Here is a 26,833-nt window from a genome sequence, read left to right as displayed (position 1 = left end):
AGCGGTGGGTTCTGGTCTGGCCCGCGTAGCTCTGCTGCTGCAGGTTGCCGTTGGCGTTGTAGCGCAGCCGGGTCTGCTCGGCGCCAGTGCCCCACTGCAGCAGCTCGTTGTCCGCGCCGTAGGCCCAGGCGCCGGGCTGGTGGGCGCTGGAGGTGCGGTTGCCGACGGCGTCGTAGGTGTAGCGCTCCGCGGGCAGGCCTTGCGGGTTGGCCGCGTTGCGCTGCAATGCTGCTGGCGGGGTGGCTTCGGTCAGGCGGCCCAGGCGGTCGTAGGCGTAGGCGAAGTTGCCGGCCTCGGTCTGGCGCTGGGTGATGTTGCTTCGGTCAGGCGGCCCAGGCGGTCGTAGGCGTAGGCGAAGTTGCCGGCCTCGGTCTGGCGCTGGGTGATGTTGCCGGCCAGGTCGTAGGTCAGGCCCCGGTCGAGCAGCCTGCCGTCGGCGCCGCTGACCTGGCTGCTGCGCAGCCGCTGCAGCGGGTCGTAGGCCAGGGTCTGGGTGGCGCGCGGGAAGGCGACCTGGGTCGGGGCGTTCCACCGCCAGCCGCTCCAGCCGATGGTCTGGCCGTTGGGCAGTTGGGCCGAGGCGAGGCGGCCCTTGTCGTAGCTGTAGCGCTGCTGGCTGCCGTCGGGGTAGGTGAGCTGGGTCTGGCGGCCGTCGGCGTCGTAGGCGTAGCGCAGGGTCTGGGCGATGGCGCCGGCGCCGCTGCCGTAGGTGATCGTTTCCTGGGTCTTGCGGCCGGCGGCGTCGCGCAGGTAGGCGATCTGCACGGCGGGCGCTCCGGTGGCGCTGTCGGCGCTCTGGCGGATGCTTGCGATCCGGTCGGCCGCGTCGTAGGTGGTGGTGACGGTCTGGCTCGGGCTGGTCTGGTCCGCTGCCGTGTAGGCAGCCTCGGTCCTGCGGCCGGCAGCGTCGTAGGTGTAGCGGGCGCTGTTGCCGGCGGGCTCGGTGCGGCGGGTGAGCTGGCCGGCGGCGTCGTACGCGTAGAGGGTGGTGCCGCCGCCGGGCCTGGTTTCCCTGACGACGCGGCCGGCCTTGTCGTAGGCGAAGCGGTGCGTGTTGCCGGCCGCATCGGTGAGGGCGGTGGGCTGGCTGTGGACGTTCCACGCCTGGCGGGTCTTGCCGCCGAGGGCGTCGACGGCCTGGGTCTTGCGGCCGAGGGGGTCGTACTGGGCGAGGGTGGTGGCACCGTCGGCGGCGGTGACGCTCAGGAGCTGGCCTGCGGCGTCGTAGCCGAAGCGGGTGGTCTGGCGATTGGCCGGACTGTCGGGATCGGGGCTGGCGGGGTCGAGGACGGCGATGCGCTGGGTGAGGCGGCGGCGCTGGTCGTAGCGATACTCCTCCCGGTAGGTGGGGTAGACGCGCGCGGCGAGCAGGCCCAGCAGGCCGTCGGCTGCGGTGCCGTAGACGTTCTGGGTGACGTTGCCGGCCGGGTCGGTCTGCCGTGCCGTGCGGCCCTCTGCGTCGTAGGCCATCTGCACGGAGAGGCCCCCGGGGCTGCTTCTCTTGGTCCAGCGGCCCAGGGGGTCGTATTCGTAGGTCCAGTCCTGTTGCAGGGGGTCGGTGTAGCGGGCGGTCTGGCCCCGGGGGGTGTAGGCGTAGCGCACGGTCTGGCCCAGGGCATCGGTCGCCTGGAGGGTGCGGCCGACGGCGTCCTGGCGCCAGCTGCGGCTGTGGCCGAGGGGGTCGGTGGCTTTGGTGAGGTTGCCCGACGGGTCGTACTCGGCGGTCCAGGCGAAGCCCAGGGGGTCGGTCTGCTGCAGCACCTGGCCCATGGCGTTGTAGGTGTAGCGGCGCACGGCGCCTTCGGCGTCGGTGAGTTCGCTCAGGTTGCCCCAGGTGTCGTAGCGGGCCTGCAGGCGAGCGGATTCGCCACCGGCCGCGGTGGTGGTTTCGGTGGGCTGGCCCCAGGCGTCGTAGACCCAGGCGGTGGTGCGTTCCTCGGGGGTGCCGGGGGCTTCGGTCTGTTTGACGAGGTTGCCCTTGGCGTCGTATTCCAGCCGGGTGACGGTGCCGAGGGCGCTGGTGTGCTGGGTGGGCCGGCCTTGGGTGTCGTAGGCGAAGAGGTCCGCGGTGCCGTCGGGGTAGGTCAGCTTGACGGGCTGGCGGTTGCCGTCGTACTCGATCGTGTTGGTGAGGCCGCGGGCATCGGTGTAGCGGTCGATGCGGGTGCCTTCGCGGGTGAGCTTGATGCGGTCCACGCCGTTGACGGTCTGCCGGGTGAGGCGGCCGTCCTGGTCGTAGCGGCGTACGACGGTCTGGCCGTCGGCCAGCTGGGTGGTGACGGTGTACTGGCGTGCGGTGCGGTCGTAGGTGGTGTTCCAGAGGGTGGCGGTGCCGGCTTCGTCGGTGAGTTTGCCGACACGCCCGGGTCCGCCGGCCGCGGTGCTGACGGGCACGCTGGTGGTGACGATGCCGCTGGCGGGCATGCCCTGCGCTGCGTTCTTGCCGCTGTCCATGGCGGGCGGCGGGGCCTGGACGCTGTCGGCATACGCGATCTGGACGGAGGCGCCGGTGGGGTCGGTGCGCTTGGTGAGCTGGCCGCGGGCATCGTATTCGTAGCGCCACTGGCCGCCGCGGGCGTCGGTCACCTGCGCGAGCCGGTCGCCCACCCAGGCGTAGAGGATCTTGCGGTCGGCGCGGTCCTGGACGGCGATGAGGCGGTCGTCACGGTAGGTGAAGGTGAGCAGCAGGTTGCCGAGGGCGTCCTGTGCGGCGATGCGCTGGCCCTGGGCGTCGATCACGAATTGCACCTGCAGGCTGTTGGCGTCGCCGTAGGCGGTGATGCGGCCGCGCGCGTCGTAGAGGATCCAGTTGCCCTGCCGGTCGAACCAGCGCCAGCCGGTGCCGTTCCTGCGGATGAAGACGGCATCGCCGAAGACGCCGTCGAAGATGTAGAGGTCGCTGGTGCCGCTGCGCTGGTAGAGCGATCCCGACCGCTCGATGGTCTTGACGCTCTGGTCGAGCGGGTCGGGGGTGAAGGCGAGCCCCGTCCACGCCGGGTTGACGTGCCACCGGCCGCCCGCCCAGCTGCGCCACACACCGATATAGCCGCCCCGCGTCTTGACCTGCAGGTCGGCGCTCGACTCGGTGTACTCGCCGTTGGGCAGGCGCACCTGTTGGGACCAAACTNACCTGCGCAAGGCCTACGGCAGCCGCACGGTGGTCAAGGACGTGTCGCTGTCGGTGCAGAAGGGCGAGGCGACCCCGTCCACGCCGGGTTGACGTGCCACCGGCGCCCGCCCAGCTGCGCCACACACCGATATAGCCGCCCCGCGTCTTGACCTGCAGGTCGGCGCTCGACTCGGTGTACTCGCCGTTGGGCAGGCGCACCTGTTGGGACCAAACTGACAGCGGCAGGCACCACAGCATGAACAGTAAGGTGGACGCAATGGCCCAATGCAGGACAAGACCTACTGTTTCGCCAACCAGGCTGCACCCGATAACGCCGACGCGTTGGCGCTTCAGATCCCGGACAGGAAGTGACGCTGCCCTATCCAAATAGGTAGAAGCATTCATCAGGAATTGGGACATGGCGGTTGCTCATCTGGAGTTTGGGTGGGCGAGCTAGGCGGAGGAGATCCAGGGCCAGGTAAAGAGGCGGGAACCGAACAGTTAGCGCCGAGTCCACAGCCGCCATTTCCTCCGTTGCCTCCTCTGTTGTTGTTGTTGTTGTTGTTGTTGTTGTTGTTGCTGTTGCTGTTGCTGTTGCTGCTGTTGCTGCTGTTGCTGCTGTTGCTGCTGTTGCTGCTGCTGTTGCTGCTGCTGTTCCCTGGGCTACGTCCAAGAGGAGAACAAGCAGCCGACGTGCACCGGGGCGTACAGCCAGGGGCTAGTGGGATCGCAGCACCGCTCCATCCGCCACCGCCGCCACCGAAACCACCCCCACCGCCGCCTCCACCGCCGCCGCCTGCGCCGCCGCCGGTGCAGCTGGCGCCCGAGATGCGGCTGAAGTACCCGCTTGCACTGCCCTTGCTGAGGTCCCCGTTGGCGCAGAGCCACGAGAACGTCAGGCCGAAGGACATGACGTAGCTGGAGCACGACGCGGTGTTCTTGCGCGTCAGGCCTTTGACATAGGCCTTCAAGGGCGAATCCGCGGGATCGGCTGGAGCGCTGGAGCTCAGCGGCCGGAGCTGCAGTGCGGTGACACGGTAGGGAATGGCGATACGCGTCTTGGCCGGTATGACCTTGGGGACCTGGCCGAACAGCTCGTAGCGGTAGTACGCATCGGATTGCGGCGGCGTGAAGCCGACGTTGTCCGCCTGCACCAGGCCGTAGTTCGAAATCACGATTTCGCCGGTGTATTCCTCGCCGACCTGCAGGCCGGGCAGGTTGACCGACAGCGGCTCAACCAGCAACACGGGAGCCGGCACCTGGGTGTTGTAGGTGGCGGTCAGCGTCAGGTCGTACTGGTCCTTGAGCGTGGTTTCCGTCACGCTGAACTCGATATTGACCGCCTTGTAGTCCAGGAACACATGCTCCTTGGTCGCGACACCCGGCCGTACGCGCACGCGTCCGCTGGTGTCTGCATGGTTCGCCGCACTGGCCCGGTACAGGTAGATGCCCGGCGGCAGATCGCCGACCGTGGCGACGCCCTGGTCATCGGTCATCACGGTCTTCTGGATCGACAGCACGGCTTCGTTCTGCAACCGGATGCTGGCGCCCTGCAGGCCCGGTATGCGTTTGCCGCCCGCATCCAGCGTGGCGGTGTAGACATCTGCGGCATCGAACACCACATGTCCCACGCCGCTCTGCGTGACGGCGACCGATACCGGCACCGTACCCCCCACGTCGTTGTCGGCCGATACCAGCAGCTTGAAGTTGTAGACGCCGTCGGCCACCGACGCGTCCGGCGTAGCCGTCAGCTGCACCGCGACCGATGCGCCGACGTCCAGCACGCCGATCTCGGCAGCGCTGGAAAGCGCCATCCACGCGGGTGGGACGCCACCGCGACTGTCGACCAACCTCATCCGCACATTGGTGGCGGGCAGCAAGCCGCGGTTTCCGATCGCGACCGTGTCGCTCGCGTTGCCGCCCTGCCGCACGCCTGTCTCCAGGTACGTCGGCGTGGCGAAAAGCGCGGGCATGGCGTCGACCAGCCGGTAGTCGATCCGGAGCCGCCCGCGCACCATGGCACCGGAATCCTCGGCCAGCGCAGCAAGAATGACCGTTCCGGCCGGGGCGGCGGTGGCCTTGGCGGTGAAGCCGATGGTCATCGGCGCGCTCGCGTTGGCCGCGATGGAGATGCCGGCGCCTCCGTCGATCTGGATGTCGGCCGGCAGAGAACCGGAGGGCTGGTCTTCGGGCCGGGCCACCCAACGCAGGCCCCGCACGCCGGTACCGGCGCTGGCCGTGGCCTGCACCGGCACCGTGGCGGCAAAGCCGCGCGCGGCGGACAAGCTGTAGCTGGCCAGATCGAACGACACCCGGTTGACGACGAAGCGGGCCTGGTCGGCACCTGCGGCCTCGTCCGGATGCAGGGCCGAGACGGCGTAGCTTCCGCTGTCGCCGGCCTGCGGCACGAATTCGTAGGAAAACTGTCCCTGGTCGTCGGTCGCCACGTTGATCCTGCGCTGGAAACCGTCCACCCGCAGCAAGAGACGCAGCACGGCATGGGGAACACCTTGCCCGCTGGCCCGATCGAGTGCAGCGCCCGCGATGGTGACGCGCTGTTCGCCATAAGACACTGCAGGCGATGCGGAGCGGACTACGCCGGTATAGGCAGTGGGCGGCGCCACCGGAGCAGCTATCGCTCTTCGCACGATGGCGGACCGCTCGACCGTGGCCGATTTGCCGCTGATGCTGAGTGCGACGACCTTGAACGAGTGGCTGCCTTCCTGGGCGGCATCTGCGTTCCAGCTGCCGACGTAGGGCGGAGCCGAGAGCGTGGCGACCGAAACTCCGTCCACCGACAGGGAAACCGACGCGACGCCCGCGGCATCGGCAACCGACGCCTCGAACGGCACGGTACCCGCCAGTTCTGCTCCGGCTGCAGGAGAAAGAATCAGCACTTCCGGCGTGGCCAGTGCGAAACGGAAAACGACGGCATCGCTTCTGGGCCCGGTGCCCGACCGGTTGGTCGCAGCCGCTTCCAGCGTGTAGCTTCCTTCGCGGGGAAGCACGAGTTGTGCAGTGAAGTCTCCCGCGGCACCGACCGGGATCGCCACACCGCTGGGCGCCCCGTCGAGATAGAGCTGAACCTGAGCGCCTGGTACGGACGCTCCCACGACGGTCACACCACTTTGCCGCACGGTCGAATTCGCGGCGGGAAGCACCAGCGTGGGTGCGGGAGGTATCGGCCGGCTCACCACCACCGTGATGCTGCGGGTGCTTTCGTTGCCTTTGCGGTCTCGTGCAACGAGCTGCATCGGGTAAGCACCGTTCGAGAGGGATTCGACCTCGATCGGAAGCTCGTAGTAGGGGATGGAGTTCAACGTCTTCTCCACCATCTGCATGGTCCGTCCGTTGAAGACGGACCGAACCTCTGCCACCCCGCTCCTGTCGGTCGCCTCGACTTTGAGCGACAGCGCGGTATCGACGGTGGCTGTTCCCGCGACTTCCACGCCGTTGATCCTCACGCTCTTGAAATCAGGGCCTGCGACGTCCGGGCCCACGAAGATTTTTTTGGTGGCGCGGCTCATGCCGCTGGAATTACGGGCGGTGAGCACGATCGTATATTCGCCTTCTGTGCTGTAGACCGGTGTGTTCGTGGAATTGCCGTAGTTCCATTCCACGCCCTCTACAAGCCCTGTCGATGTGTCGTTCACTACGACTTGAAGTGGCGCTTCTCCGGTGTCGGGCTCCACGCTGAAGGAGGCCTGCGGAGGGTCGCCCGGAATACCATTGCTTTGGAAAAATGCAGGCACAGAGACCGATTGATTGAACGTGTTGTCGCTGGTTTGTATTCGAAAATATTTATATCTCGACTCGAGCGGGCCCATTTGAATCGCGCTCTTTTTTGAATCCAGCGAGAATACTTTGCAATCCCTATAGAAATCGGCCGCATCGCAGACAAAAACTTGTGCGTTGTACACTCCACTGAGTTCGTCGAACAGAACGTAATTGAACAAAACACCTTCCGACTTGGTGGAAATTGCCGAAATTTCGACCACTGGCGGCTTTAGATCGACTTGCATCGGCGCAGAGAAATCTGTCCAACCCGTCCAATCAGACGCCGGACTGGTTCGACCGCGCATTCTGGCTTTGAACGAATCGTTGTTTGCGTAGGCTTTGTCGTAGGATATTTTATTATCCGATGTGGAATATATGACTCCAGGCAGATTGTTCCGAACGATCTCAATTTCGTTCTCTGGAAATGCCGGCAGTTGATACCATGAAAAGCTCGGTGCTTCTTTCGAGTAGGGAGGGTCGAGTTTTGTCCTCGAATAGCGCGCTGCAGCTTCGATCTTCTGAAAATAGTCGCCCCATGCCGAAAAATTCGAAATGCTGGTGAACGCGTCGGATGCGTTCAATTCTGCAAAGCGATTTCCGGAGCCATCTTTCTTGAATTCGATGGCCTGACCGATACCGGCAGGCGCTGGCCGACCGTCGAACTCCACCTTTTGGCCGTTCTCTGCATACAGTCCCACCGGTGTCTGTACCTGATAAAGCTCCGAGACGGGCGGGTAAAGAAAAATCACCCGATTTCCGGCTTCCAGAAGCTTGACTTGGAACGTGACGGTTTGCGCCTGCGAATAGTATCCGGTCGCCGCATCGGTCACTTGCATCGTGAACACCCGGTTCGGCGCTTGCCCGGTCAGCGCGTAATGCACCGCTGCCGGCTTCTGATAGAAATTGAACATCAACGACTGCGAATTCGGAGAGGCGACGATCGCGTCGGGAGAGTATCTGCCGCTGCAATCGCCGTCGACCGGTGGATCCTTGACGAACCAAAGCCCTCTGCCGTTGATGTCGACTGTGGAATATTCGTTTCCAAAATATTCGAACTTGAATCCGATATCCACATCTCTTGAGCAGTAGCTGAAACCGTCCTTGACAGGAAGCTCCACTGTCTCGGCGCGCGCGGAAACACAATACGAGGTAATTGCCGCCAGCAGCAATATAAGCAGCATCCTCATGGATTCGAGGTACCTGCCTTTCCGCTGCGTTGTGGCACGTTTGTCGGACGTCATGCGATTTTTCATTTTCATTATCAAGGCGCTCCGCAGGGTCTCTTTGTGCTTGCGCCTGCATGCGAAGAAGAAAGCTGCCAATCCTTTAAGTATTTTGAATAGGCGTCCCAGCCACCGCTCAACCAGAATACGTTTGCCGCAATATTCTCGGTGTGCGGCCTCACTTGTTCGACCGCATTTTGGTTTTTCCCGATGACTATCAGTTCGGACTGGACATCGGCTGGTTTCACGTTCATTTCTTGCGCGAGCAGCTCGCGCAGGAAGGAGAATTCTTCTTTGGAAAATGTTTTTTCAGGCACGGCTGGCAACAGGGCAATTTCGCTCGGTTCTAGATCGACTGCCCAAATCCTCCATCCACTTGTTGCAACGCCACCTGCGAATTCAGCGCTGCTCATCTCATCGATAGAAATCAGCGCTCGGGTACTACCGGAAGCGGCTCCGGCAGGATTCATGGCGCGCGCACCGCCCTTGAGTGCGAAAACGCTTTTGAATCCAGCTTGTCGCAGGTGTAGGCACAGTTGGCCCATCGCCCGAGAGTCGTATCCGGTACCCACGAGCAAGAGGTTCTCCTGCCTCAGAAAACCTTTTCCCACGATCTCTGCCGGCTTGATCTGAAGCGCTCCAGGGATGGCGGCCTGACCGAGTTTTTCAGCCGGCCGCACGTCGATCAAAAAACTGCCTGCGGAGGACGGCCGGGAGCCTTGCGTCCAGGCGACCCAGCAATCCGGTACCTGAGCGACCGGAACCGTCTCGTGCCGGGGGACTGCGGCCTGTGTTGCAGGCGCCGGCATCGCTGCTTCGTGTTCTGTGCGCGAACACATGGTTGAAAGCGATTCGGCCGCGGCGCCGTCACCCAGCGGACCCAGCAGTGCCGCAGCTATGCCGCAGATCCAGATCGGCCCGCGCCATACACCGCGACACGCCGTGACAAGACGCTCCGTCATGGCACGGCGATCCTGCTGCGACGCGCTCCGGTCGCAGCCAATGCCACCATGGCCAACGACAGCAATCCGAGGACGAAGGGGCTGAGCGTCGGGATGGAAGCCGGAGACCGCGGGCCCGGTGCAACCGGCGCCTGGACCACCGGCCCGCCGGGATCGACGATGCGCCCGTCGGCAGCCAAGTCGTCGTCGCCCAAGCCTCCGTCCTGTACCGTGTAGGTGATGGTGTTGCCATTGACCTGCACATTGCTCGGCGCATACCAAGCGTTCTGCCCCGCACCGGTATCCGGCGTAGGACCGTATTTCAGGTAGCCGGTAATGCCGTTCAAATCGGGCCACGTAGTGGATATCGTGACCACACTGCCCGGCGTGCAGCCGACCAGCGCGAATGCGAACAAGCCGTGCGGCAAGGCCACCGCGCCCGGTGGGGTACCGGCTCCGCTGGCGGGCAGGAACTGCGTCGCGGAAGGGTCGAAGCCGCACGTCGCACCGCCGCCGGTGGACACGGCGGTCACCATGCCGGTCCCGGTCGCGGTGTTGCCTCTGAAGGTGCTGCTGCCGGCGCCTATCGAAAGATTGGAGAGACGGAAGTTCACCGCGACCGCTGCGCCCGGCGTGCTTGCCGCGACCACGAAAGAACCGGGGACTCCGTTTGCCGAAAGCAGGGGCGATGTGGCGATGCCGTCCGGCCCCGAAACGGCTAAGGTGGTTTCTGTCCGGTCTGGGAACACGGCGGATGCGCCCGCGCCGACGATGGCAAAGCGTACCGGTACCCCTGCGAGCGGCTGCCCGCCAGGACCTTCGACCCGTACCGTCAGCGGCAGTGCGAAGGAAGTCTCGACGATCGCGCTTTGGCCGTCGCCGCCGGTGGCGACCAGCACCGGAGAAGGCGCCTGGGGATCCAGGTTGGTCAGTTCGAAGACCAGGGCGCGTGCGATGCCCGCCACCGTGGCCACCGCCTGGAGCGGGCCCGCCGTGGCGTCGGCGGTCGGTGCGGCGAAGCGCGCGATTCCGCCGGCATCGGTCACCATGCGCGCGGTGCGGTCAGCACCGGCGAAAAGCGCCGCAGGTCCGGCGCCGGGAAGGGCCATGTCGACCGCTACTCCCGCTACCCCATTTCCGCTGCCATCGACCACCTTGACCGTCAGGTCTTGCGCATAGGGCTGGCCCAGGCGCGCGGATTGCGGGGTTCCCGCCACCGCGACCAGGGCGACCGGCCGCAATGCGGAAGCCTGGTCGTGCCAACGCAACGCGGCGAGACCCATCCAACGCGCGGCATCGAGCCGCACGGCCATAAGGGGCGCACTGGCAGGCAGCGGCCGCAGCACCTTTTCCAGCGCGACCAGCTGGGTAATGGCTTGGTCGTAGTTCCCTTCCGCGAACGCAAGCTGTGCCGCAGATACGGCCGATCGTGCGGCGGCGATCGATGCGCCGGGCATCGTCGCGGCACCTGCGAGCAATGACAGGCCGCCGATGGCGCGCGGCACCACCACGTCCGTACCCAGAACATCCAAGGTCTGCGTGGCGTTGACACGGCTGTCCGGCACCGCGACGTCGGCCGCATCGGTCTGCACCGCGAAACTGCCCGAGGTCTGCGGCACTCGAAGCTGCCAACGGATGGTGCTTTCCGCACCCGCCGGAACGGGGACGTTCCACACCAGTCTCTGCGATGCGGGATCCACGGGCGATGGTGCGCCATCCATCCACCGCATACCGGCAGAGAGGTCGGCCGACACCCGCGCCTGCACCGAAGTGTCGGCATCGTTGCCGAGGGTGGTGCGCATCGAGGCGTAGCCACCTGCTGCGATCGGCTCCTGGATCGACGCCGCAGCCTCGTCGAGCCGCAGCTTCACGAAACCACCCAAGGCCGAGCCGGCACCGGCGGGCGGCAGAGCGGCCAGGAGATCGAAGCCGAAGCTGAACACCTTGCCCTGGCCGTAGCCGGCAACGGCTGCCGCGACCCCGTGCGCCGGAAAACGCACGATTTCCTGCGCACCGAGGAGTTGGAGCGGCCAGCCGCCGGCAACGGTCGTTGGCGACGCTCCGCCACCGTCCCATGCCACGGCGTTCGCGTCCGCGCTGAAATCTTCGGCGTATCGGGCACCCATCAGATCCGACAGTTCCGCTGCGATTCCTTCTGGTTTGCCTGCTGCCACCAGCACGGCGCCGCGCCGGACGGCAGCGCGCGTTTCTTCGATGGCGGCTGCGTCCAGCTTCCGCATGCCGGCGTCGAGCCAGATTCCGGTGTGCCGTCCGGAACGCAAAGCCGCTCGGTAGTCCGACAGTCGGGTGACGGCGACGGAGCTGTAGCCCAGCGCCGCCAGACCCGCTCTGGCCCTCGCCGCTTTTGCGACGGCGCAATCCTCTTCGGCTGCAACGGACATGGTGCTGCTGCATGAAGACAGCACCAGGAACCGCAAGTCCTTGGAGATGCTCTGGTCCAGGCGAAGTTTGCCTTGGGTGTCTGCCTGCACGAACACCGATGCGGTGTTGTTGGATGCGAGCGGATCGGCGGTGGTGCCGCCGATGGCTGCGGTGGCCGCCGCAGCCTGTGCAAGCGAGCCGACGAGCGTATCCAGCCGCAAGGTCGCGGTTTGGCCCTTGGCCAACGTGCCGATGCTCCACACGCCGGCTGCATAGGTACCCACGCTCGGCATGTGGCTCTGCGGCACCAGCGCAGCGGGCAGACCGGTCGCCACGGAAACCGCCGTGGCGGCGTCCGGACCTGCGTTCGTCGCGGTCACCGTCACGCTCGCGGTGGCGCCCCGGCGCAGCTTGACCGGATTGGCGGCGATCTGGACCGAGAGATCGGCGCTGGCAATGGTGGCTGCCGCACCGGCCCGCTTGGCGAACAGGATGCCGTCGCCGACGCTGCCGGCCCCGACGACGATGTCGGCCAGTGCTCCGGGCGAGGGCACGCCACCGGCGCCACCGGGCAGGACTGCACCGTCGACCAGGCCGGAACGCGTTCCCACCTGCAGTGCGTACCGTCCGGCGCCGAGCCCGGCGAACGAGAACCGGCCCTGGGGATCGGTGTACGCGGTGCTGGATACGGCCACACCGCCGACAGTCTGGCCCTTGAGGTCGAGACCGACGAGGCCCAACCCGGGCTCCTCCTGCTCGCGCAGGCCGTTGGCGTTCAGGTCGTGGTAGACAGCGCCGGAAAGCGTTCCGGTATTGCCTTGAGAAAATCCGATGGCATAGCTGCCGGTGGAATTGACGTCGAAGATGTTGAGGAAATAGGACCAGCTGTGGTCCTGGTTCTGGATCTTGGAGAGCCAGGTGTTCTCGGGCGGCAAAAGTTTGCCGTCGGAGCGCAGCACCCGCGCGGGGCTCCGGTTGCCGTTCGATGGATCGGCCACCCGAGCGAACGCGAATCCAGGTGTCGCCGGGAAAGTCAACGCGGCCGTGCTGCCCGACGACTGCAGCTTCGCGCTGGAGGACCGGTCGGCGACGACCGTATCCAGACCGTCGGACTCGTACACACGCAGGACGTCGACGTCCTTGGCAAGAAAGTCGCGGACGTTGTCGCGCCCTGCGAGGTCCACCCGCACGTCGCGAACCAGGGTGTGGGTCGTCACCTCCTGCAGGAGCGACGTGGCTGCGCCGCCCAGACTGTCGGCATGAACGTAGCTTGCGTCGAACGCGACGAATTTGCCGGACAGGCTGGTGACCATGTCCCACCGACCCATCTGCGAAGTGCCGGGTGCGATGTCGCCGAAATCGAGCAGGAGGCTCTTGCCGGCCGGCTTGTCGGCGACGTAGCCCCCCAGGATCTGGAAGCCGATCGCCAGGCCTTGCTTGTTTTCTACGATCCTGGGCTGTGCCGACTCGATGTTCGTCTTGTACGACACACCGCCGCCGTTGTTCTTGATGCGCACGCCCAGCGTGAACGGCTCGGGCGTTTCCACGGCATCGGTGAACGGGTCGTCCCCCACGACATCGGCCGGCAGGAAGTAGTCGAGCTTGAGCAGGGGTTGCGGACGCACGACGATGTAGTCGGGCGTGACATCGACACTGCTGGTTTGCCCGTTGAGCGTGTAGGTGACCTTGGCACCGACGTAGTAGAGCTTGCCCTTGGACTCCAGCCCTCCGGTGCCAGCGGCCGGGACGATCAGCCAGTGGATGTCGGCTGCAGACTTGCCCGCGATTCCGGCAGAACCCCCGATCGATTCGATTCCGGTCAGCCGGTCGGTTCGAAAAAAGAACGACGTGCCACGCGCGTTCGGGTCGGACGTGGCGCCGACCGGCTGTTCGGCCTGGTCGAGAAAGTAAAGATCGACCTTGACGTTCTGCAGCGCTTTCCCGTCGAGCCCGTTGGTGATCACCATGTGCGCATCGAACGCCTGGCGTTCGAGCGAAAGCTTCTGCTCTATGACGATCTTGACCTCGGCACAGTCGGCGTCCTGTGCCGTCGCGGGATGGAGCCCCAGGGCGCCGGCGACGGCCATGACCAACCACAGCAATCGAAGCCAGGCATATCCAAAGCAGGCCCGTAGCCGACAGCGCATTTGTTTTCCCATCTGCTAACGGCACCGTCGGCCCGATCATAAAATGTCATAAATAGTAACTTATGTTACTAGCGTAGGCATGCTAACGATCGTGATTTCTCATTTGAAATTGATGAACGGTCTCTGTTCGATGGGCCGTCGAAGGCGATTGCGTGCGCTCAACCCTTGCTCTCATCAGGATTCCCATGACACTCGCCACCGTCCAAAGCCGTGCTCTCCAGGGCCTCGAAGCCGCCGCCGTCACGGTGGAGGTGCACCTGGCCAACGGCCTGCCCAGCTTCACCCTGGTGGGGCTGGCCGATGTGGAAGTGAAGGAGGCGCGGGAGCGGGTGCGGTCGGCACTGCAGAACGCGGGGCTGGAGTTCCCGCACAACAAGCGGATCACGGTCAACCTGGCGCCGGCGGACCTGCCGAAGGATTCGGGACGGTTCGACCTGCCGATCGCGCTCGGCATCCTGGCGGCGAGCGGGCAGGTCGACGGCGCGCAGCTGGCGGGCTGGGAGTTCGCGGGCGAGCTGACGCTGTCGGGCGAGCTGCGGCCGGTGCGCGGCGCGCTGGCCACCGCGCTGGCCCTGCGCCGGGCGGCGCCCGGCATCCGGCTGGTGCTGCCCACCGAGAGCGCGGGCGAGGCGGCGCTGGTTCCGGGACGCGAGGTCTACGGCGCGCGCCACCTGCTCGACGTGGTGCAGCGCTTCCTGCCGCCCGCCGTGGCCGCGCAGGCCGCGGCCGGCGACGCGGGTGCGGCGGACCCGAGCGGCTGGGCGCGCATGCAGCCCTCGGCGGCCGGGCCGCAGCCGGTGTACGCCGACCTGTCCGACGTGAAGGGCCAGGCCGCCGCCAAGCGGGCGCTGGAGATCGCCGCGGCCGGCGGCCACAGCCTGCTGATGGTGGGGCCGCCGGGCTCGGGCAAGTCGATGCTGGCGCAGCGCTTCGCGGGCCTGCTGCCGCCGATGGAACTGGACGAGGCGCTGGAGAGCGCCGCCATCGCCAGCCTGGCGGGCCGCTTCGCCCTGGAGCGCTGGGGCACGCGGCCGACCTGCAGCCCGCACCACACGGCCAGCGCGGTGGCCCTGGTGGGCGGAGGCTCGCCGCCGCGGCCCGGCGAAATCTCGCTTGCCCACTACGGCGTGCTGTTCCTCGACGAGCTGCCCGAGTTCCCCCGTGCCGCACTGGAGGCGCTACGCGAGCCGCTGGAGACCGGCACCATCTCGATCGCCCGCGCCGCCCGGCGTGCCGAATTCCCGGCCCGCTTCCAGCTCGTGGCGGCGATGAACCCGACGCCCTGCGGCGGCCTGGGCACCGCCGCGCAGCCCTACCGCTCCTCGCCCGAGCAGATCGCCCGCTACCAGGCGCGGCTTTCAGGCCCGCTGCTCGACCGGATCGACATCCAGATCGAGGTGCCCTCCCTGCCCGCCGATGAATTGCTGCAGGCCCCGCCGGGTGAAGGCACCGCCGCGATCCGCGCGCGCGTGGTCGGCGCCCGGCAGCGGGCGATGCAGCGCCAGGGCCACGCCAACCAGGCACTGCAGGGCCAGGCGATCGACGCGCACGTACCGCTGGAGCCGGCCACCCTCGCATTCCTGCAGAAAACGGCGGCCAAGCTGGGCTGGTCGGCCCGCAGCACCCACCGGGCGCTGAAGGTGGCCCGCACCATCGCCGACCTGGCGGGCGCCGAGGACGTGCAGACGGCCCATGTGGCCGAAGCGGTGCAGTACCGGCGGGCGCTGCGGCCAGCTGCGGGCTAGGACCGATTTGCTATATTTTTCATAGCTGATGGCCGTCGATCCGCGCCGGCCAGCGGCACTTTTCTTCGTGAGTTCGCCCAGAGTGCGTCGCGTGCCGCATCAAGCCGCCCAACATGCATCTCGGCGCCTGCCGGAGCGCCACGGCGCCCTGCCCGGCCCAAAGCCCCTGCACCCGCACGGGTCGATGTTCCCAAGGCGACAGCGCTGCCCCGGGCGCTTCTCAAGAATGGTCCGCACAACCACAACGGAGACACCGCCATGACCCGCCCCTGCCCGAACCGCGGCACGCCGCCGCCAGCCCGCCGCACGCTGCTGGCCGCCCTGCCCGCCCTGTTCTGCGCGCCCTGGGCGCTGGCCCAGACCGCCGCGGCGCCCACCACCGGGGGCTTCCCCAACAAGCCGTTGCGCATCGTCGTGCCCTACCCGCCTGGCGGCGCGACCGACGTGCTGGCGCGGGTGCTGGCCGAGAAGATGGCGCCGCGCCTGGGCCAGCCGGTGGTGGTGGACAACAAGCCCGGCGCCTCGGCGATCCTGGGTACCGACGCGGTCGCCAAGGCCGCGCCGGACGGCCACACGGTGGTGCTGACGCTCAGCCAGTCGCTGCTGACCAACATGTTCCTGTACGAGAAGCTGCCCTACGACCCGCGCCGCGACCTGGTGATGGTCACGCAGATCGCGGTGGCGCCGGTGCTGCTGGTGGTGCACCCGGGCGTGCCCGCCAACACGGGGCCCGAGCTGCTGGCCTACGCCAAGGCGAACAAGGGCAAGCTCAGCTACGGCTCCTGGGGCGTGGGCGCCTACCCGCACCTGGCCGGCGCCCACATGAGCCTGACCCAGCAGGCCGACATGGCGCACATCGCCTACAAGGGCGAGGCGCCGATGATGCAGGACCTGATCGGCGGCCAGATCCAGATGGCCTACGCCAGCGTGCTGCAGGCCAGGCCGCACATCGAGGCCGGCCGGATCAAGGTGATCGGCACCACCGGCGACCGCCGCATGTCCGCGCTGCCGCAGGTGCCGACGCTGGCCGAGCAGGGCCTGACCGACCCGGCCTACCGCATCGCCGGCTGGCTGGCGATGGCCGCGCCCGCCGGCACGCCGGCGCCCATCGTGCAGCGCTGGGCCGAGGAGGTCCGCCTGGCCAGCGAGCAGCCCGACGTGGCGGCCCGCATCGCCGCGATGGGTTTCGAGCGCAAGGCCAGCACGCCGCAGCAGTTCGCCGCCGCCTACGCCGCCGAGGTGCCGGTCTGGGAAAGCCTGGTGCGGCAATCGGGCGCGCGGCTGGAGTGAGCGTCGGAACGACGGGCCGGGCCCGCGCCCCGCTCTGCACCCGCCGCACGTAAAATCCCCGCTCCCCGAGGAGCGTTGCAGCGGCCTGTGTCCCAGTGCCGTCAGGCTCGGGCCGCATCTTCCTTCGCAACGACGCTCACCTGATCCGCCCCACAGGTGAGCCCATGCCGTCCGTTCCTTCCGCCTCCGTTCCCGCCCCTGCCGCCGTGCCCCCGATGAAGCTCTCCGGCCTGGAGCCGGTGTCGATCGGCGACGGCACGCTGTTCGTCAACGTGGGAGAGCGCACCAACGTCACCGGCTCCAAGGCCTTCGCCCGGATGATCCTCAACGGCGAGTACGACCAGGCGCTGTCGGTCGCGCGGCAGCAGGTCGAGAACGGCGCCCAGGTGATCGACATCAACATGGACGAGGCGATGCTCGACAGCAAGGCCGCCATGGTGCGCTTCCTGAACCTGATCGCGTCCGAGCCCGACATCGCCCGGGTGCCGATCATGGTCGACAGCTCGAAGTGGGAGGTGATCGAGGCCGGCCTGCGCTGCATCCAGGGCAAGGGCATCGTCAACTCGATCAGCATGAAGGAGGGGGTCGAGAAATTCAAGCACGAGGCACGCCTCGTGCGGCGCTACGGCGCGGCGGCGGTGGTGATGGCCTTCGACGAGCAGGGCCAGGCCGACACCTTCGCCCGCAAGATCGAGATCTGCGAGCGCGCCTACCGGGTGCTGGTCGACGAGGTGGGCTTCCCGCCCGAGGACATCATCTTCGACCCCAACATCTTCGCGGTGGCCACCGGCATCGAGGAGCACAACAACTACGCGGTCGATTTCATCGAGGCGGTGCGCTGGATCAAGCAGCACCTGCCGGGCGCGAAGATCTCGGGAGGTGTCTCGAACGTCAGCTTCTCGTTCCGCGGCAACGACCCGGTGCGCGAGGCCATCCACACCGTGTTCCTGTACCACGCGATCAAGGCGGGCATGGACATGGGCATCGTCAACGCCGGCATGGTGGGCGTCTACGACGACCTGGAGCCGGTGCTGCGCGAGCGGGTCGAGGACGTGGTGCTCAACCGCCGGCCCGACGCCGGCGAGCGCCTGGTCGAGATCGCCGAGACCGCCAAGAGCGGCGCCAAGGACGAGAGCAAGAAGCTCGAATGGCGCGGCACGCCCGAGGCGCCGGTGGCGGTGGGCCAACGCCTGGCGCACGCCATGGTGCACGGCATCACCGACTTCATCGTCGACGACACCGAGGAGGCCTACCGCGAGATCCTCGCCACCGGCGGCCGTCCGCTGCATGTGATCGAAGGCCCGCTGATGGACGGCATGAACGTGGTCGGCGATCTGTTCGGCGCGGGCAAGATGTTCCTGCCGCAGGTGGTCAAGTCGGCGCGGGTGATGAAGCAGGCCGTCGCCCACCTGCTGCCCTACATCGAGGAAGAAAAGCTGCGCGACGAGGCCGCCGGCCGCGACGTGCGCACCAAGGGCAAGATCATCATCGCCACCGTCAAGGGCGACGTGCACGACATCGGCAAGAACATCGTCACCGTCGTGCTCCAGTGCAACAACTTCGAAGTGGTGAACATGGGCGTGATGGTGCCCTGCCACGAGATCCTGGCGCGCGCCAAGGTCGAGGGCGCCGACATCGTCGGCCTGTCGGGGCTGATCACGCCGAGCCTGGAGGAGATGCAGTACGTGGCCGGCGAAATGCAGCGCGACGACCATTTCCGCATCAGGAAGATCCCGCTGCTGATCGGCGGCGCCACCACCAGCCGGGTGCACACCGCGGTCAAGATCGCGCCGCACTACGAAGGCCCCGTCGTCTACGTGCCGGACGCCTCGCGCAGCGTGGGCGTCGCGCAGAACCTGCTCTCCGACCAGGCGGCGCAGTACATCGACGAGATCAACGCAGACTACGAGAAGGTGCGGGCGCAGCACGCCAACCGCAAGCAGACGCCGATGTGGCCGCTGGCCAAGGCGCGCGCCAACAGGACGCCGGTCGACTGGGCGGCCTACACCCCGCCGGTGCCCAAGTTCCTCGGCCGCCGGCTGTTCAAGAACTTCGACCTGACCGAGCTGGCCAAGTACATCGACTGGGGCCCTTTCTTCCAGACCTGGGACCTGGCCGGCCCGTTCCCCGCGATCCTGAAGGACGAGGTCGTCGGGACCGAGGCGGTGCGCGTCTACGCCGACGGCCAGCGGATGCTCAAGCGCCTGATCGAGGGCCGCTGGCTGCAGGCCAACGCGGTGGTCGGCTTCTGGCCGGCCAACACCGAGCGCGCCGACGACATCGTGCTCTACACCGACGAGAACCGGCTGGAGCCGGCGCTCACCTGGTACGGCATGCGCCAGCAGACCGAGAAGCAGGCGATCGAGGGCGTCATGCGGCCGAGCCGCTGCCTGGCCGACTTCGTCGCGCCGCGCGAGAGCGGGCTGAAGGACTACGTCGGCATGTTCGCGGTGACCGCCGGCATCGGCGTCGAGAAGAAGGAGAAGTTCTTCCAGGACGACCTGGACGACTACTCCGGCATCATGCTCAAGGCCCTGGCCGACCGGCTGGCCGAGGCCTTCGCCGAGTACCTGCACGAGCGGGTGCGCAAGGACCTGTGGGGCTACGCCGCCGGCGAGGCCCTGAGCGCCGAGGACATGATCGCCGAGAAGTACCGCGGCATCCGCCCCGCGCCCGGCTACCCGGCCTGCCCCGACCACAGCGTCAAGCGCGACATGTTCGCCGCGCTCGGCTGCGACGACATCGGCATGGGCCTGACCGACTCGCTGGCGATGACGCCGGCCGCCAGCGTCAGCGGCTTCTATCTTGCGCATCCGGGCAGCACCTACTTCAACGTCGGCAAGATCGGCGAAGACCAGCTGCAGGACCAGGCCGCCCGCCGGGGAATGGACGCCGCCCTGCTGGAGCGGCTTCTGGCCCCCAATCTGTGAGCAGATGAACCGGCCCGCCCTGTGACGGGGGCGGTGCCGCTTACCGCGCCTTACAAAGCGACTACCGGCCGTTGCCTTGCGCTGTGTACCTTGACCACATGCCGAGCGTTTCATCTGGAACACCGGTTTCGATACGAGGAAAAGCCATGAACACCGCCCCCGACACCCTGACCCCCCACACCGGCCCGTCGCAGCCGGCCCTGAAGCCCCTGTGGATCGCCATCGGCGCGCTGGGTGCGGCCGTGGTGGCGCTCGGCGGCACCCTGGCCTACCAGAACCTGCGCAGCGACACGGCGGCGGCCCCCACCGCGGTGACGGCCAGCGCCGCCGCACCCGGCATGGCGGGCACGCCGAACGCCCGCGACGACCTGGTCGAGCCGCCCCGCAACACCGCGGCCGCCGTGACCGCGCCGCCCGCCACGGCGCTCGCCCCGGTCGCACAGGCCCCTGCACCGGTTCGCACTGCCCCGGCACCGGTCGTGCGCGCACCGGCCGCCCCCGCCGGCGGCTACCAGCAGCAGCCGGCCTACTCGCCCAGCTACCCGCAGACGCCGATGCCGGTCGCCCAGGTCTGCACGACCTGCGGCCGCATCGAATCGGTCACGCCGGTGCAGCGCAGTGCGCCGATCCCGGGCGTCGCGGGCCTCGGCGTCGGCGCCCTGGCCGGTGGCGTGCTGGGCGGCGTGCTCGGCAACCAGGTCGGCGGCGGCTCGGGCCGTGCCGCGGCCACGGTGCTCGGCGCGGTGGGTGGCGGCTACCTGGGCCACACGGTCGAGCAGCGCACCCGCACCGTCACCGCCTACCAGGTGCGGGTGCGGATGGACGACGGCTCCACCCGCACCTTCGAGCGGTCCCAGGCGGTGCCGGTCGGCGAACGTGTCACGCTGGAGGGCCGCGGCTTCCGTCTGGGCCAGGGCGCCACCTACTCGTCGAACGATCCCTACTACCGCAACGTGTCGCAGCCCCAGGGCAGCTATTCCACCACCGGCCAGTACTGACGCGCCGGAAGGCCCGCGGCGCAGCGGGCCCGGTTTGCGGCACACGCCTACCCGGCGGGTAGCGGCTCTCGGCTAAGGTCGGCGCATCCCTTTCGATGCCGGCCCCGCCCGGCCCGTGCGCCATGCCTTTCTCCCACCCTGCCTTCGACCGTGCCCATGCGCTGGGCACCCGCGCCCTGCGGCCGGCACAGCCCGGCGTGCGGGCGTTCCAGCTCTGGATGGATGCCGACGGCCTGCGCATGAGCGCGGCGATGTCGTTCTACGGCGTGCTGAGCCTGGCGCCCTTGCTGGTGCTGCTGGTGGCGGTGCTGGGCTGGTGGCTGGACCGCAGCTATGTCGAGACCGAGCTGCTCGACCAGATCACCGCCGTCATCGGCCCGCGGGGTGCCGACGGCGTGCGGCAGGCGCTGGCCAGCGCGCAGAAGCCGTCCGACGGCATCGTGGCCTCGGCCATCGCGTTCGCGCTGCTGCTGTTCGGTGCGACCGGCGTGTTCGCCGAACTGCAGTCGGCCTTCGAGCGGGTCTGGCAGCAGGGCCGGCCACCGGCGCCGCCCAGCAAGTGGTGGTACGCCGCCTCGCTGCGGCTGCGCGGCGTGGGCTACATCCTGGCCTTCGGTTTCCTGCTGATGGTGTCGCTGGTCATCACCACCGTGCTGGAGGTGGTGTCGGGCTGGGCCGGCGCCTGGCTGCCGCTGGAGCCGCTGCTGCGCATCCTGAACCAGCTGATCGCCTTCGCCTTCTGCACCGCGCTGTTCGCGGGGATGATGCGGCTCTCGACCGGCCCGAAGCCCTCGCTGCGCTACATGGTGATGGGCGGCGCGATCGGCGCCACGCTGTTCACCGTGGGCAAGTACGTGCTGGCGCTGTACCTGTCGCGGGCCGCGCTGGTGTCGGCCTACGGCGCGGCCGGCTCGCTGGTGGTGCTGCTGATGTGGATCTATTTCTCGTCGGCGATCCTGCTGCTGTCGGCCGGGTGCGCGCGGGCGCTGTCGGATGCGGCCGCGGAGGCGGCGCTGCGGGAGCGGGAGAAGGAGCAGGCGGTCGAAGCGGCGGTGGCGGCCACCGACGCCTCGGCCGGGCCGACCGTGTCCTGAGGCAGCAGGTCTCGATGGTTCCCTTTCCCTCCCCCGCTGGGGGAGGGTTGGGGTGGGGGCCCGCGACCGGCAGGTTGGAAAAGCAGCGCGCAAAGGGCAGCGGCCCCCATCCCGACCTTCCCCCAGAGGGGGAAGGAGCAAGGCACGGTGGCGATGCCAACGAGGCTTTTTTGAAAGAAAAGTAGCCGGGGCCGGCGCCGATCGCCGGCCCCATGCTATCGATTACATAGCAAACGCACGTCTAGTGCGCACCCACCACCACCGGAATCTCGGTAGCCGGCGGCGTGTTGCGGCTGCGGCCGCAACGCACGATGCCGTCGATCATCACCATGCCGACGCCGGGGATGTCGCCCAGCTGCACGCTCTCCAGCAGACCCGGCGCCGGCGAGTGCTGCGCCCGGTCCATGAAGACGAAATCGGCGGCGCGGCCCACTTCGACCAGGCCGCAATTCAGATTGCGGATCTTCGCGGTGTTGCCGGTCGCGAAGCAGAACACCAGCTCGGCCGGGATGTTGGCGATCGAGGACAGCATCGCCACCATCCGCAGGATGCCCAGCGGCTGCACGCCCGAGCCGGCGGGGCCGTCGGTGCCGAGGATCACCCGGTGCGGGCACTTCAGCTCCAGCGCGGCACGGGCGGCGGCGATGGCCACGCGCTCGTTGCCGTTGTGCACGATCTCGATGGCGCGCGACGACTTCTCGCACAGCTCGCAGACGTGCGCCTCGGGCAGCGAGGTGTGGCCGCCGTTGATGTGGCCGATGATGTCGGCGTCGGCCTCCAGCACCACGTCCTTGTCGATCAGGCCCGAGCCGGGAATCGACGGGCCTCCGGTGTGGATCGTGCTCTGGATGCCGTACTTGCGCGCCCAGCCCACCATCTCCTTGGCCTCGTAGCCCGCCTTGACCGAGCCCAGGCCCACCTCGCCGAGCAGGGTCACGCCGGCCTCGGCCAGCTCCTTGAAATCGCTCTCGACCATGCCGCGCTCGATGATCGGCGCGCCGGCCAGCACCTTCACGCCGCCGGGCCGGAAGTTGTCGAAGGCGCGCTGCGCGGTGATCGCCAGCGCCTTGAGGCCGACGATGTCCTTCGGCCGGCCGGGCAGGTGCACCTCGCCGGCCGAGATCATCGTGGTCACCCCGCCGTGCATGGTGGAGTCGATCCAGCCCATCTGGCCCTGGCGCGGCGTCCAGTCGCCGAAGACCGGGTGCACGTGGCTGTCGATCAGGCCCGGTGCCACGCAGGTCTGGCGGCAGTCGATGACGGTCCTGGCGCCTTCGACGTCGCAGTCCTTGTACTTGCCGACCGCGGTGATCAGGCCGTCCTGCACGACGATGGTGTCGGCGTCGAGGACCGGCCGGTCGATGTCGCCCGAGAGCAGCAGGCCGATGTTCTGGATGACGACCTTGCCGGAGGTCGCGCTGGTGGTGATGTCTGCCATGAAAGCTCCGTGGGGGCGCGGGCGGTGGGCCGCCCTGCGGGGATGGGTTTGGTGTAGTGGATACTACATAGACCGTCGTCCGCATGCAAGCCGCGTGCCGCGCCGTGCGCGACATCCGGCGCGGCGCCAGGGCCGCGGCTAGCCTGCCGGCGCCGGTGCCACCGCGCGCAGCACCACGTCGATCATGAAGGCGTCCCAATGGGCCAGGGCCTCGGGCTGCTCGATCTCCTCGCCCAGGAAGGCCGACAGCGTGTAGCGGTTGGACTGGTAGAAGTAGCCCATCGACGCGATCAGCAGGTAGAGGTCGCGCGCCTGCATGTCGTGCCGGAAGACGCCGGCGCGCACGCCGCTCTCCAGCACCTGCGCGATCACCGAGACGGCCGGCGACGAGTATTCGCGCGCCCGCATCGACTTGGAGATGTGCTTGCCCTTGTGCAGGTTCTCGGTGTTGAGCAGGGTGACGAACTCGGGGTGCTTGCGGTAGTAGCCGCTCACGAAGCGCACCACCGCCTTGAGCGAATCCACCGGCGTGTCGAGCCGGATGTCGAGCGCCGCCTCGGCCTCGTTCATGCGGCTGTAGATCGTCTCGATCACCGCGATGAACAGGCCTTCCTTGCTGCCGAAGTAGTAGTAGATCATCCGGTCGAAGGACTTGGCCGCCTTCGAGATCTTCTCGACGCTGCCGCCCTCGTAGCCGTAGCGGGCGAACACCTTGGTCGCCGCCTTCAGGATGTTGTCGCGCGTGGTCTGCGCGGCCAGCTCCCGCACGCCGGTGCCGCGGGTGCCGGTCTTCTTCGCGGCGGGCTTGCGTTCAGCCATGCGAGCCGGGTGCAGCGCAGCGAGGCGAGAAGCCGAGGGGCCTCACGGCCGCCGCCGGGCCGCCCCCAGGCGGCCGAGCCTTCCCCCCGGGGGATGGCGAACTACACGCAGCGCAGCGAAGTGAGAAGCCGAGGGGCCTCATTTTTCGGCGAAGGCCCGTTCGATGACGAAGTCGCCGGGGGTGGAGGTGTTGCCTTCCTTGAAGCCGCGGCTCTCCAGCAGGTGCTTCAGGTCGGTCAGCATGTGCGGGCTGCCGCAGAGCATCACCCGGTCTTCGGCGGCGTTGATCGGCGGCAGGCCCAGGTCGGCCTCGAGCTTGCCGGTCTCGATCAGCTCGGTGATGCGGCCCATGTTGCGGTAGCTCTCGCGGGTCACCGTGGGGTAGTAGAGCAGCTGGCTGCGCACCAGGTCGCCCAGGAACTCGTGGTTCGGCAGGTGCTCGGTGACCATGTCGTGGTAGGCCAGCTCGTCGACCTGGCGCACGCCGTGGACCAGGATCACCTTCTCGAACTTCTCGTAGGTCTCGGGGTCACGGATGATCGACAGGAAGGGTGCCAGGCCGGTGCCGGTGCCCAGCAGGTACAGGCGCTTGCCGGGCAGGGTGTAGTCGGTAAGCAGTGTGCCGGTGGGTTTGCGGCCCACGATGATCGTGTCGCCCACCTGGATGTGCTGCAGCCGCGAGGTGAGCGGGCCGTTGTCGACCTTGATGCTCAGGAACTCGAGGTGCTCCTCGTAGTTGGCGCTGGCGATGCTGTAGGCGCGCAGCAGCGGCTTGTCGTTGACGCGCAGGCCGATCATCGTGAAATGGCCGTTGGAGAAGCGCAGCGAGGGGTCGCGCGTCGTGGTGAAGGTGAACAGGCGGTCGGTCCAGTGGTGGACGGAGAGAACGCGTTCTTCGTTGAAGGCACTCATGGTCGTGGCAAGGGCGATTGAAGGATGGAGGAAAGCCGACAGGCCCGGTAGGGGCCTGGCGGCGAGAGCGGGTTGTCTCCGGTGTCCATCGTGGTGGCCAGCGGCAGGGCAGCCGCGGATACCGCGATGGTAGGGCATCGGCCGGGCATGCACCGAACCCAGGCATTGGGGCCGTTGCGGGCCATCGCGGTGCGTGCGCGGCGCCCTGGAAAAGTGCGGAAAAACACCGGTTGCGGCTCCTGAACGAATGCGCTACATTGACCCGAAATGTAGCGCTCACAACATTTTGATGTAGTGAATGCTACACAAAATGACAGGCGTGTTCAAGCGGTGCCGGCGGCGACTTGCCGGCACCGCGATTCGCCCCGGTGCCCCACGAGCTGAGATCCCACGCATGACGGAACACACCAAGACCGACGGCCTGCCCGGCATGGACATGCCCGTGCCGACGCCCCCGCCGGAGGCCGCCGCCGCGCGCAGCGCCCGGCCCGCCGTGCCCAAGATCGAGTGCAACGCCTGCCCGGTGCTGTGCCAGATATCGGAGGGCCGCACCGGCGCCTGCGACCGCTACGCCAACCAGGCCGGTGCCTTGGTGCGGGTCGACCCGGTGGTGCTGCTGCGCCGCACGCTGGCCGCCGGCGAGGCCGAGCTGGTGGCGTTCGCGCCGCCCGGTGCGGATGACGCTGCCAGCACGAGCGCGGGCGACGCCGCCCTGGCGCCCGCCGCCTGGAGCGGCGACCTGCTGCACGCCGACGAGGTCTTCGTCACCGGCGTCGGCTCCTCCACCACCTACCCCGACTACAAGCCCGCGCCCTTCATCGTGTCGTCGAAGGCGCAGGGCGTCGACATGGTGACGGTCGTCACCGAAGGCATCTTCAGCTACTGCAGCTTCAAGGTGAAGATCGACACCGACCGTTTCCTCGGCCCCGAGCAGGCCAACATCCGCTGCAAGGGCGAGGTGGTGGGCCATGTGACCACGGCCGAGTACGGCTCGCAGATGCTGTCCCTTGGCGGCGTGCACCACCTCACCGGCGGCAGCAAGAAGGAGGGCCGCATCACCGCCGAGATGATGCAGCTGCTGGGCAACAAGCAGGCGGTGGAGCTCACCATCGACGGCGGCTCGCAGATCGTGGTGCAGGCCGGCCGCGCGCCCATCGTCAACGGGGTGGAGGAGCAGCGGATGCGGGTCGGCTGCGGCTCGGCCACCATCGGCATCTTCGCCAAGCAGCTGCTCGGCCATGTGGACGAGGTGGTGGTGGTGGACGACCACATCACCGGCGTGCTGTCCGAGCACCAGGCCGGCCGCTGCCTGGACATGCGCAGGTCGGGCATCAAGATGCTCGGCCGCAAATCGACGCCTGGCCGCTACTTCCAGGTGGCCAATCCCGGCACAGGATGGGGCGGCACCGACATCGCAGAGCCGCTCTCGATCATCGAGGGCTGGGACGACGGCACCGCCTGGCCGGGCCTGCGCCTGCTGATGACCTCCACCACCGGCGAACATGCCGCCTGGTACGTGCTCGATGCGCAGCTGCAGCCGGTCGAGCAGCCGATGCCCGCCGAGGTGCGCGCGGTGGTCGAGCGCATCGGCGAGAACTGCGAGCCCTCGCTCTGCACCGTGCTGTTCCTGGGCGGCGCCGGCGGCAGCCTGCGGGCGGGCGTCACCGACAACCCGGTGCAGCTCACCCGCGCGATCAAGCAGGCGCTGGTCAACGTGACCTGCGGCGGCGCGCCGGCCTATGTCTGGCCCGGCGGCGGCATCACCGTGATGGCCGACGTGACGCGCATGCCCGACAACAGCTTCGGCACCGTGCCCACGCCCGCCATCGTGGCCCCGATCGAATTCAGCATGTCGCTCGACGACTACGGCCTGCTCGGCGGCCACCTGGACCATGTACGGCCGCTGGAGCAGGTGCTGCGCACCGGCGGCTGGCACACCGACGGCGCGCCGCGCACCCTGCGCTGGGTGCCGCAGCCGGCCGCCAATCCCTGGCCCCTGGGCCACGCGCCGCTGCTGGGCTGACCGCA

14 protein-coding genes and 1 riboswitch are annotated in these 26,833 nt (G+C 67.8%); of the genes, 6 read left to right on the top strand and 8 right to left on the bottom strand.

Going from position 1 to position 26,833, the window contains the following annotated elements; translation table 11 throughout:
* From ASE76_RS05875 to ASE76_RS05855, 5 genes are all read right to left on the bottom strand, one after another.
* A partial coding sequence (locus tag ASE76_RS05875; protein WP_055836173.1) for a hypothetical protein occupies positions 1-226 on the bottom strand: 226 nt, incomplete at its 3' end.
* A gap of 23 nt (positions 227-249) precedes the next feature.
* The gene (locus tag ASE76_RS21445) at positions 250-3,036 is read right to left on the bottom strand and encodes a hypothetical protein (protein WP_369793375.1); all 2,787 of its coding nucleotides are present in this window, start codon (positions 3,034-3,036) and stop codon (positions 250-252) included.
* Positions 3,037-3,513: 477 nt separating this feature from the next.
* Positions 3,514-8,127 carry an Ig-like domain-containing protein gene (locus tag ASE76_RS20820; protein ID WP_168389219.1) on the bottom strand — a complete coding sequence of 1,538 codons (4,614 nt, stop codon included), beginning with the start codon at positions 8,125-8,127 and terminating at the stop codon, positions 3,514-3,516.
* A gap of 20 nt (positions 8,128-8,147) precedes the next feature.
* Positions 8,148-9,071: a hypothetical protein gene (locus ASE76_RS20430; protein WP_156362529.1), complete on the bottom strand. Its 924-nt coding sequence runs from the start codon at positions 9,069-9,071 to the stop codon at positions 8,148-8,150.
* On the bottom strand, positions 9,068-13,519 hold the full coding sequence (locus ASE76_RS05855; protein ID WP_055836161.1) for a choice-of-anchor U domain-containing protein: 4,452 nt from the start codon (positions 13,517-13,519) through the stop codon (positions 9,068-9,070). Before ASE76_RS05855 ends, ASE76_RS20430 begins: the two co-directional genes overlap by 4 nt.
* 245 nt (positions 13,520-13,764) lie before the next feature.
* Here ASE76_RS05855 and ASE76_RS05850 point away from each other — a divergent pair, with 245 nt between their 5' ends.
* From ASE76_RS05850 to ASE76_RS05830, 5 genes are all read left to right on the top strand, one after another.
* Positions 13,765-15,324, top strand: coding sequence for a YifB family Mg chelatase-like AAA ATPase (locus ASE76_RS05850; protein ID WP_055836157.1), 1,560 nt, complete (start codon positions 13,765-13,767; stop codon positions 15,322-15,324).
* Between the two features lie 258 nt (positions 15,325-15,582).
* Entirely contained in the window at positions 15,583-16,614 is a 1,032-nt protein-coding gene (locus ASE76_RS05845; RefSeq protein WP_082448051.1) for a tripartite tricarboxylate transporter substrate binding protein, read from the top strand.
* Positions 16,615-16,675: 61 nt separating this feature from the next.
* Positions 16,676-16,759, top strand: a riboswitch (S-adenosyl-L-homocysteine riboswitch).
* Between the two features lie 19 nt (positions 16,760-16,778).
* Entirely contained in the window at positions 16,779-19,544 is a 2,766-nt protein-coding gene (metH, locus tag ASE76_RS05840; protein WP_082448049.1) for a methionine synthase, read from the top strand.
* 146 nt (positions 19,545-19,690) lie between these two features.
* A complete protein-coding gene (locus ASE76_RS21375) occupies positions 19,691-20,542 on the top strand; it encodes a glycine zipper 2TM domain-containing protein (RefSeq protein ID WP_055836154.1) in 852 nt (283 codons plus the stop codon).
* A gap of 122 nt (positions 20,543-20,664) precedes the next feature.
* The gene (locus ASE76_RS05830; RefSeq protein ID WP_082448047.1) at positions 20,665-21,636 is read left to right on the top strand and encodes a YihY/virulence factor BrkB family protein; all 972 of its coding nucleotides are present in this window, start codon (positions 20,665-20,667) and stop codon (positions 21,634-21,636) included.
* 241 nt (positions 21,637-21,877) lie between these two features.
* Here ASE76_RS05830 and ASE76_RS05825 read toward each other — a convergent pair whose 3' ends face one another.
* From ASE76_RS05825 to ASE76_RS05815, 3 genes are all read right to left on the bottom strand, one after another.
* Complete coding sequence (locus tag ASE76_RS05825) at positions 21,878-23,074, bottom strand: amidohydrolase family protein (RefSeq protein ID WP_055836151.1); 1,197 nt, start codon at positions 23,072-23,074, stop codon at positions 21,878-21,880.
* 138 nt (positions 23,075-23,212) lie between these two features.
* Positions 23,213-23,893, bottom strand: a complete 681-nt coding sequence (locus tag ASE76_RS05820) for a TetR/AcrR family transcriptional regulator (protein WP_055836148.1) — start codon at positions 23,891-23,893, stop codon at positions 23,213-23,215.
* 138 nt (positions 23,894-24,031) lie between these two features.
* Positions 24,032-24,805 (bottom strand): ferredoxin--NADP reductase, encoded by a 774-nt coding sequence (locus ASE76_RS05815; RefSeq protein ID WP_055836144.1) that lies wholly within the window; start codon positions 24,803-24,805, stop codon positions 24,032-24,034.
* A gap of 394 nt (positions 24,806-25,199) precedes the next feature.
* Between ASE76_RS05815 and ASE76_RS05810 the strand changes: the two genes are divergently transcribed.
* Entirely contained in the window at positions 25,200-26,828 is a 1,629-nt protein-coding gene (locus ASE76_RS05810) for a hypothetical protein (protein ID WP_055836141.1), read from the top strand.
* The last annotated feature ends 5 nt before the right edge of the window (positions 26,829-26,833 follow it).

Source organism: Xylophilus sp. Leaf220 (genome assembly GCF_001421705.1).
Lineage (GTDB): Bacteria > Pseudomonadota > Gammaproteobacteria > Burkholderiales > Burkholderiaceae_C > Xylophilus.
The sequence above is the reverse complement of the archived record's forward strand: the minus strand, read 5'-3'. Positions and strand labels throughout refer to the sequence as shown.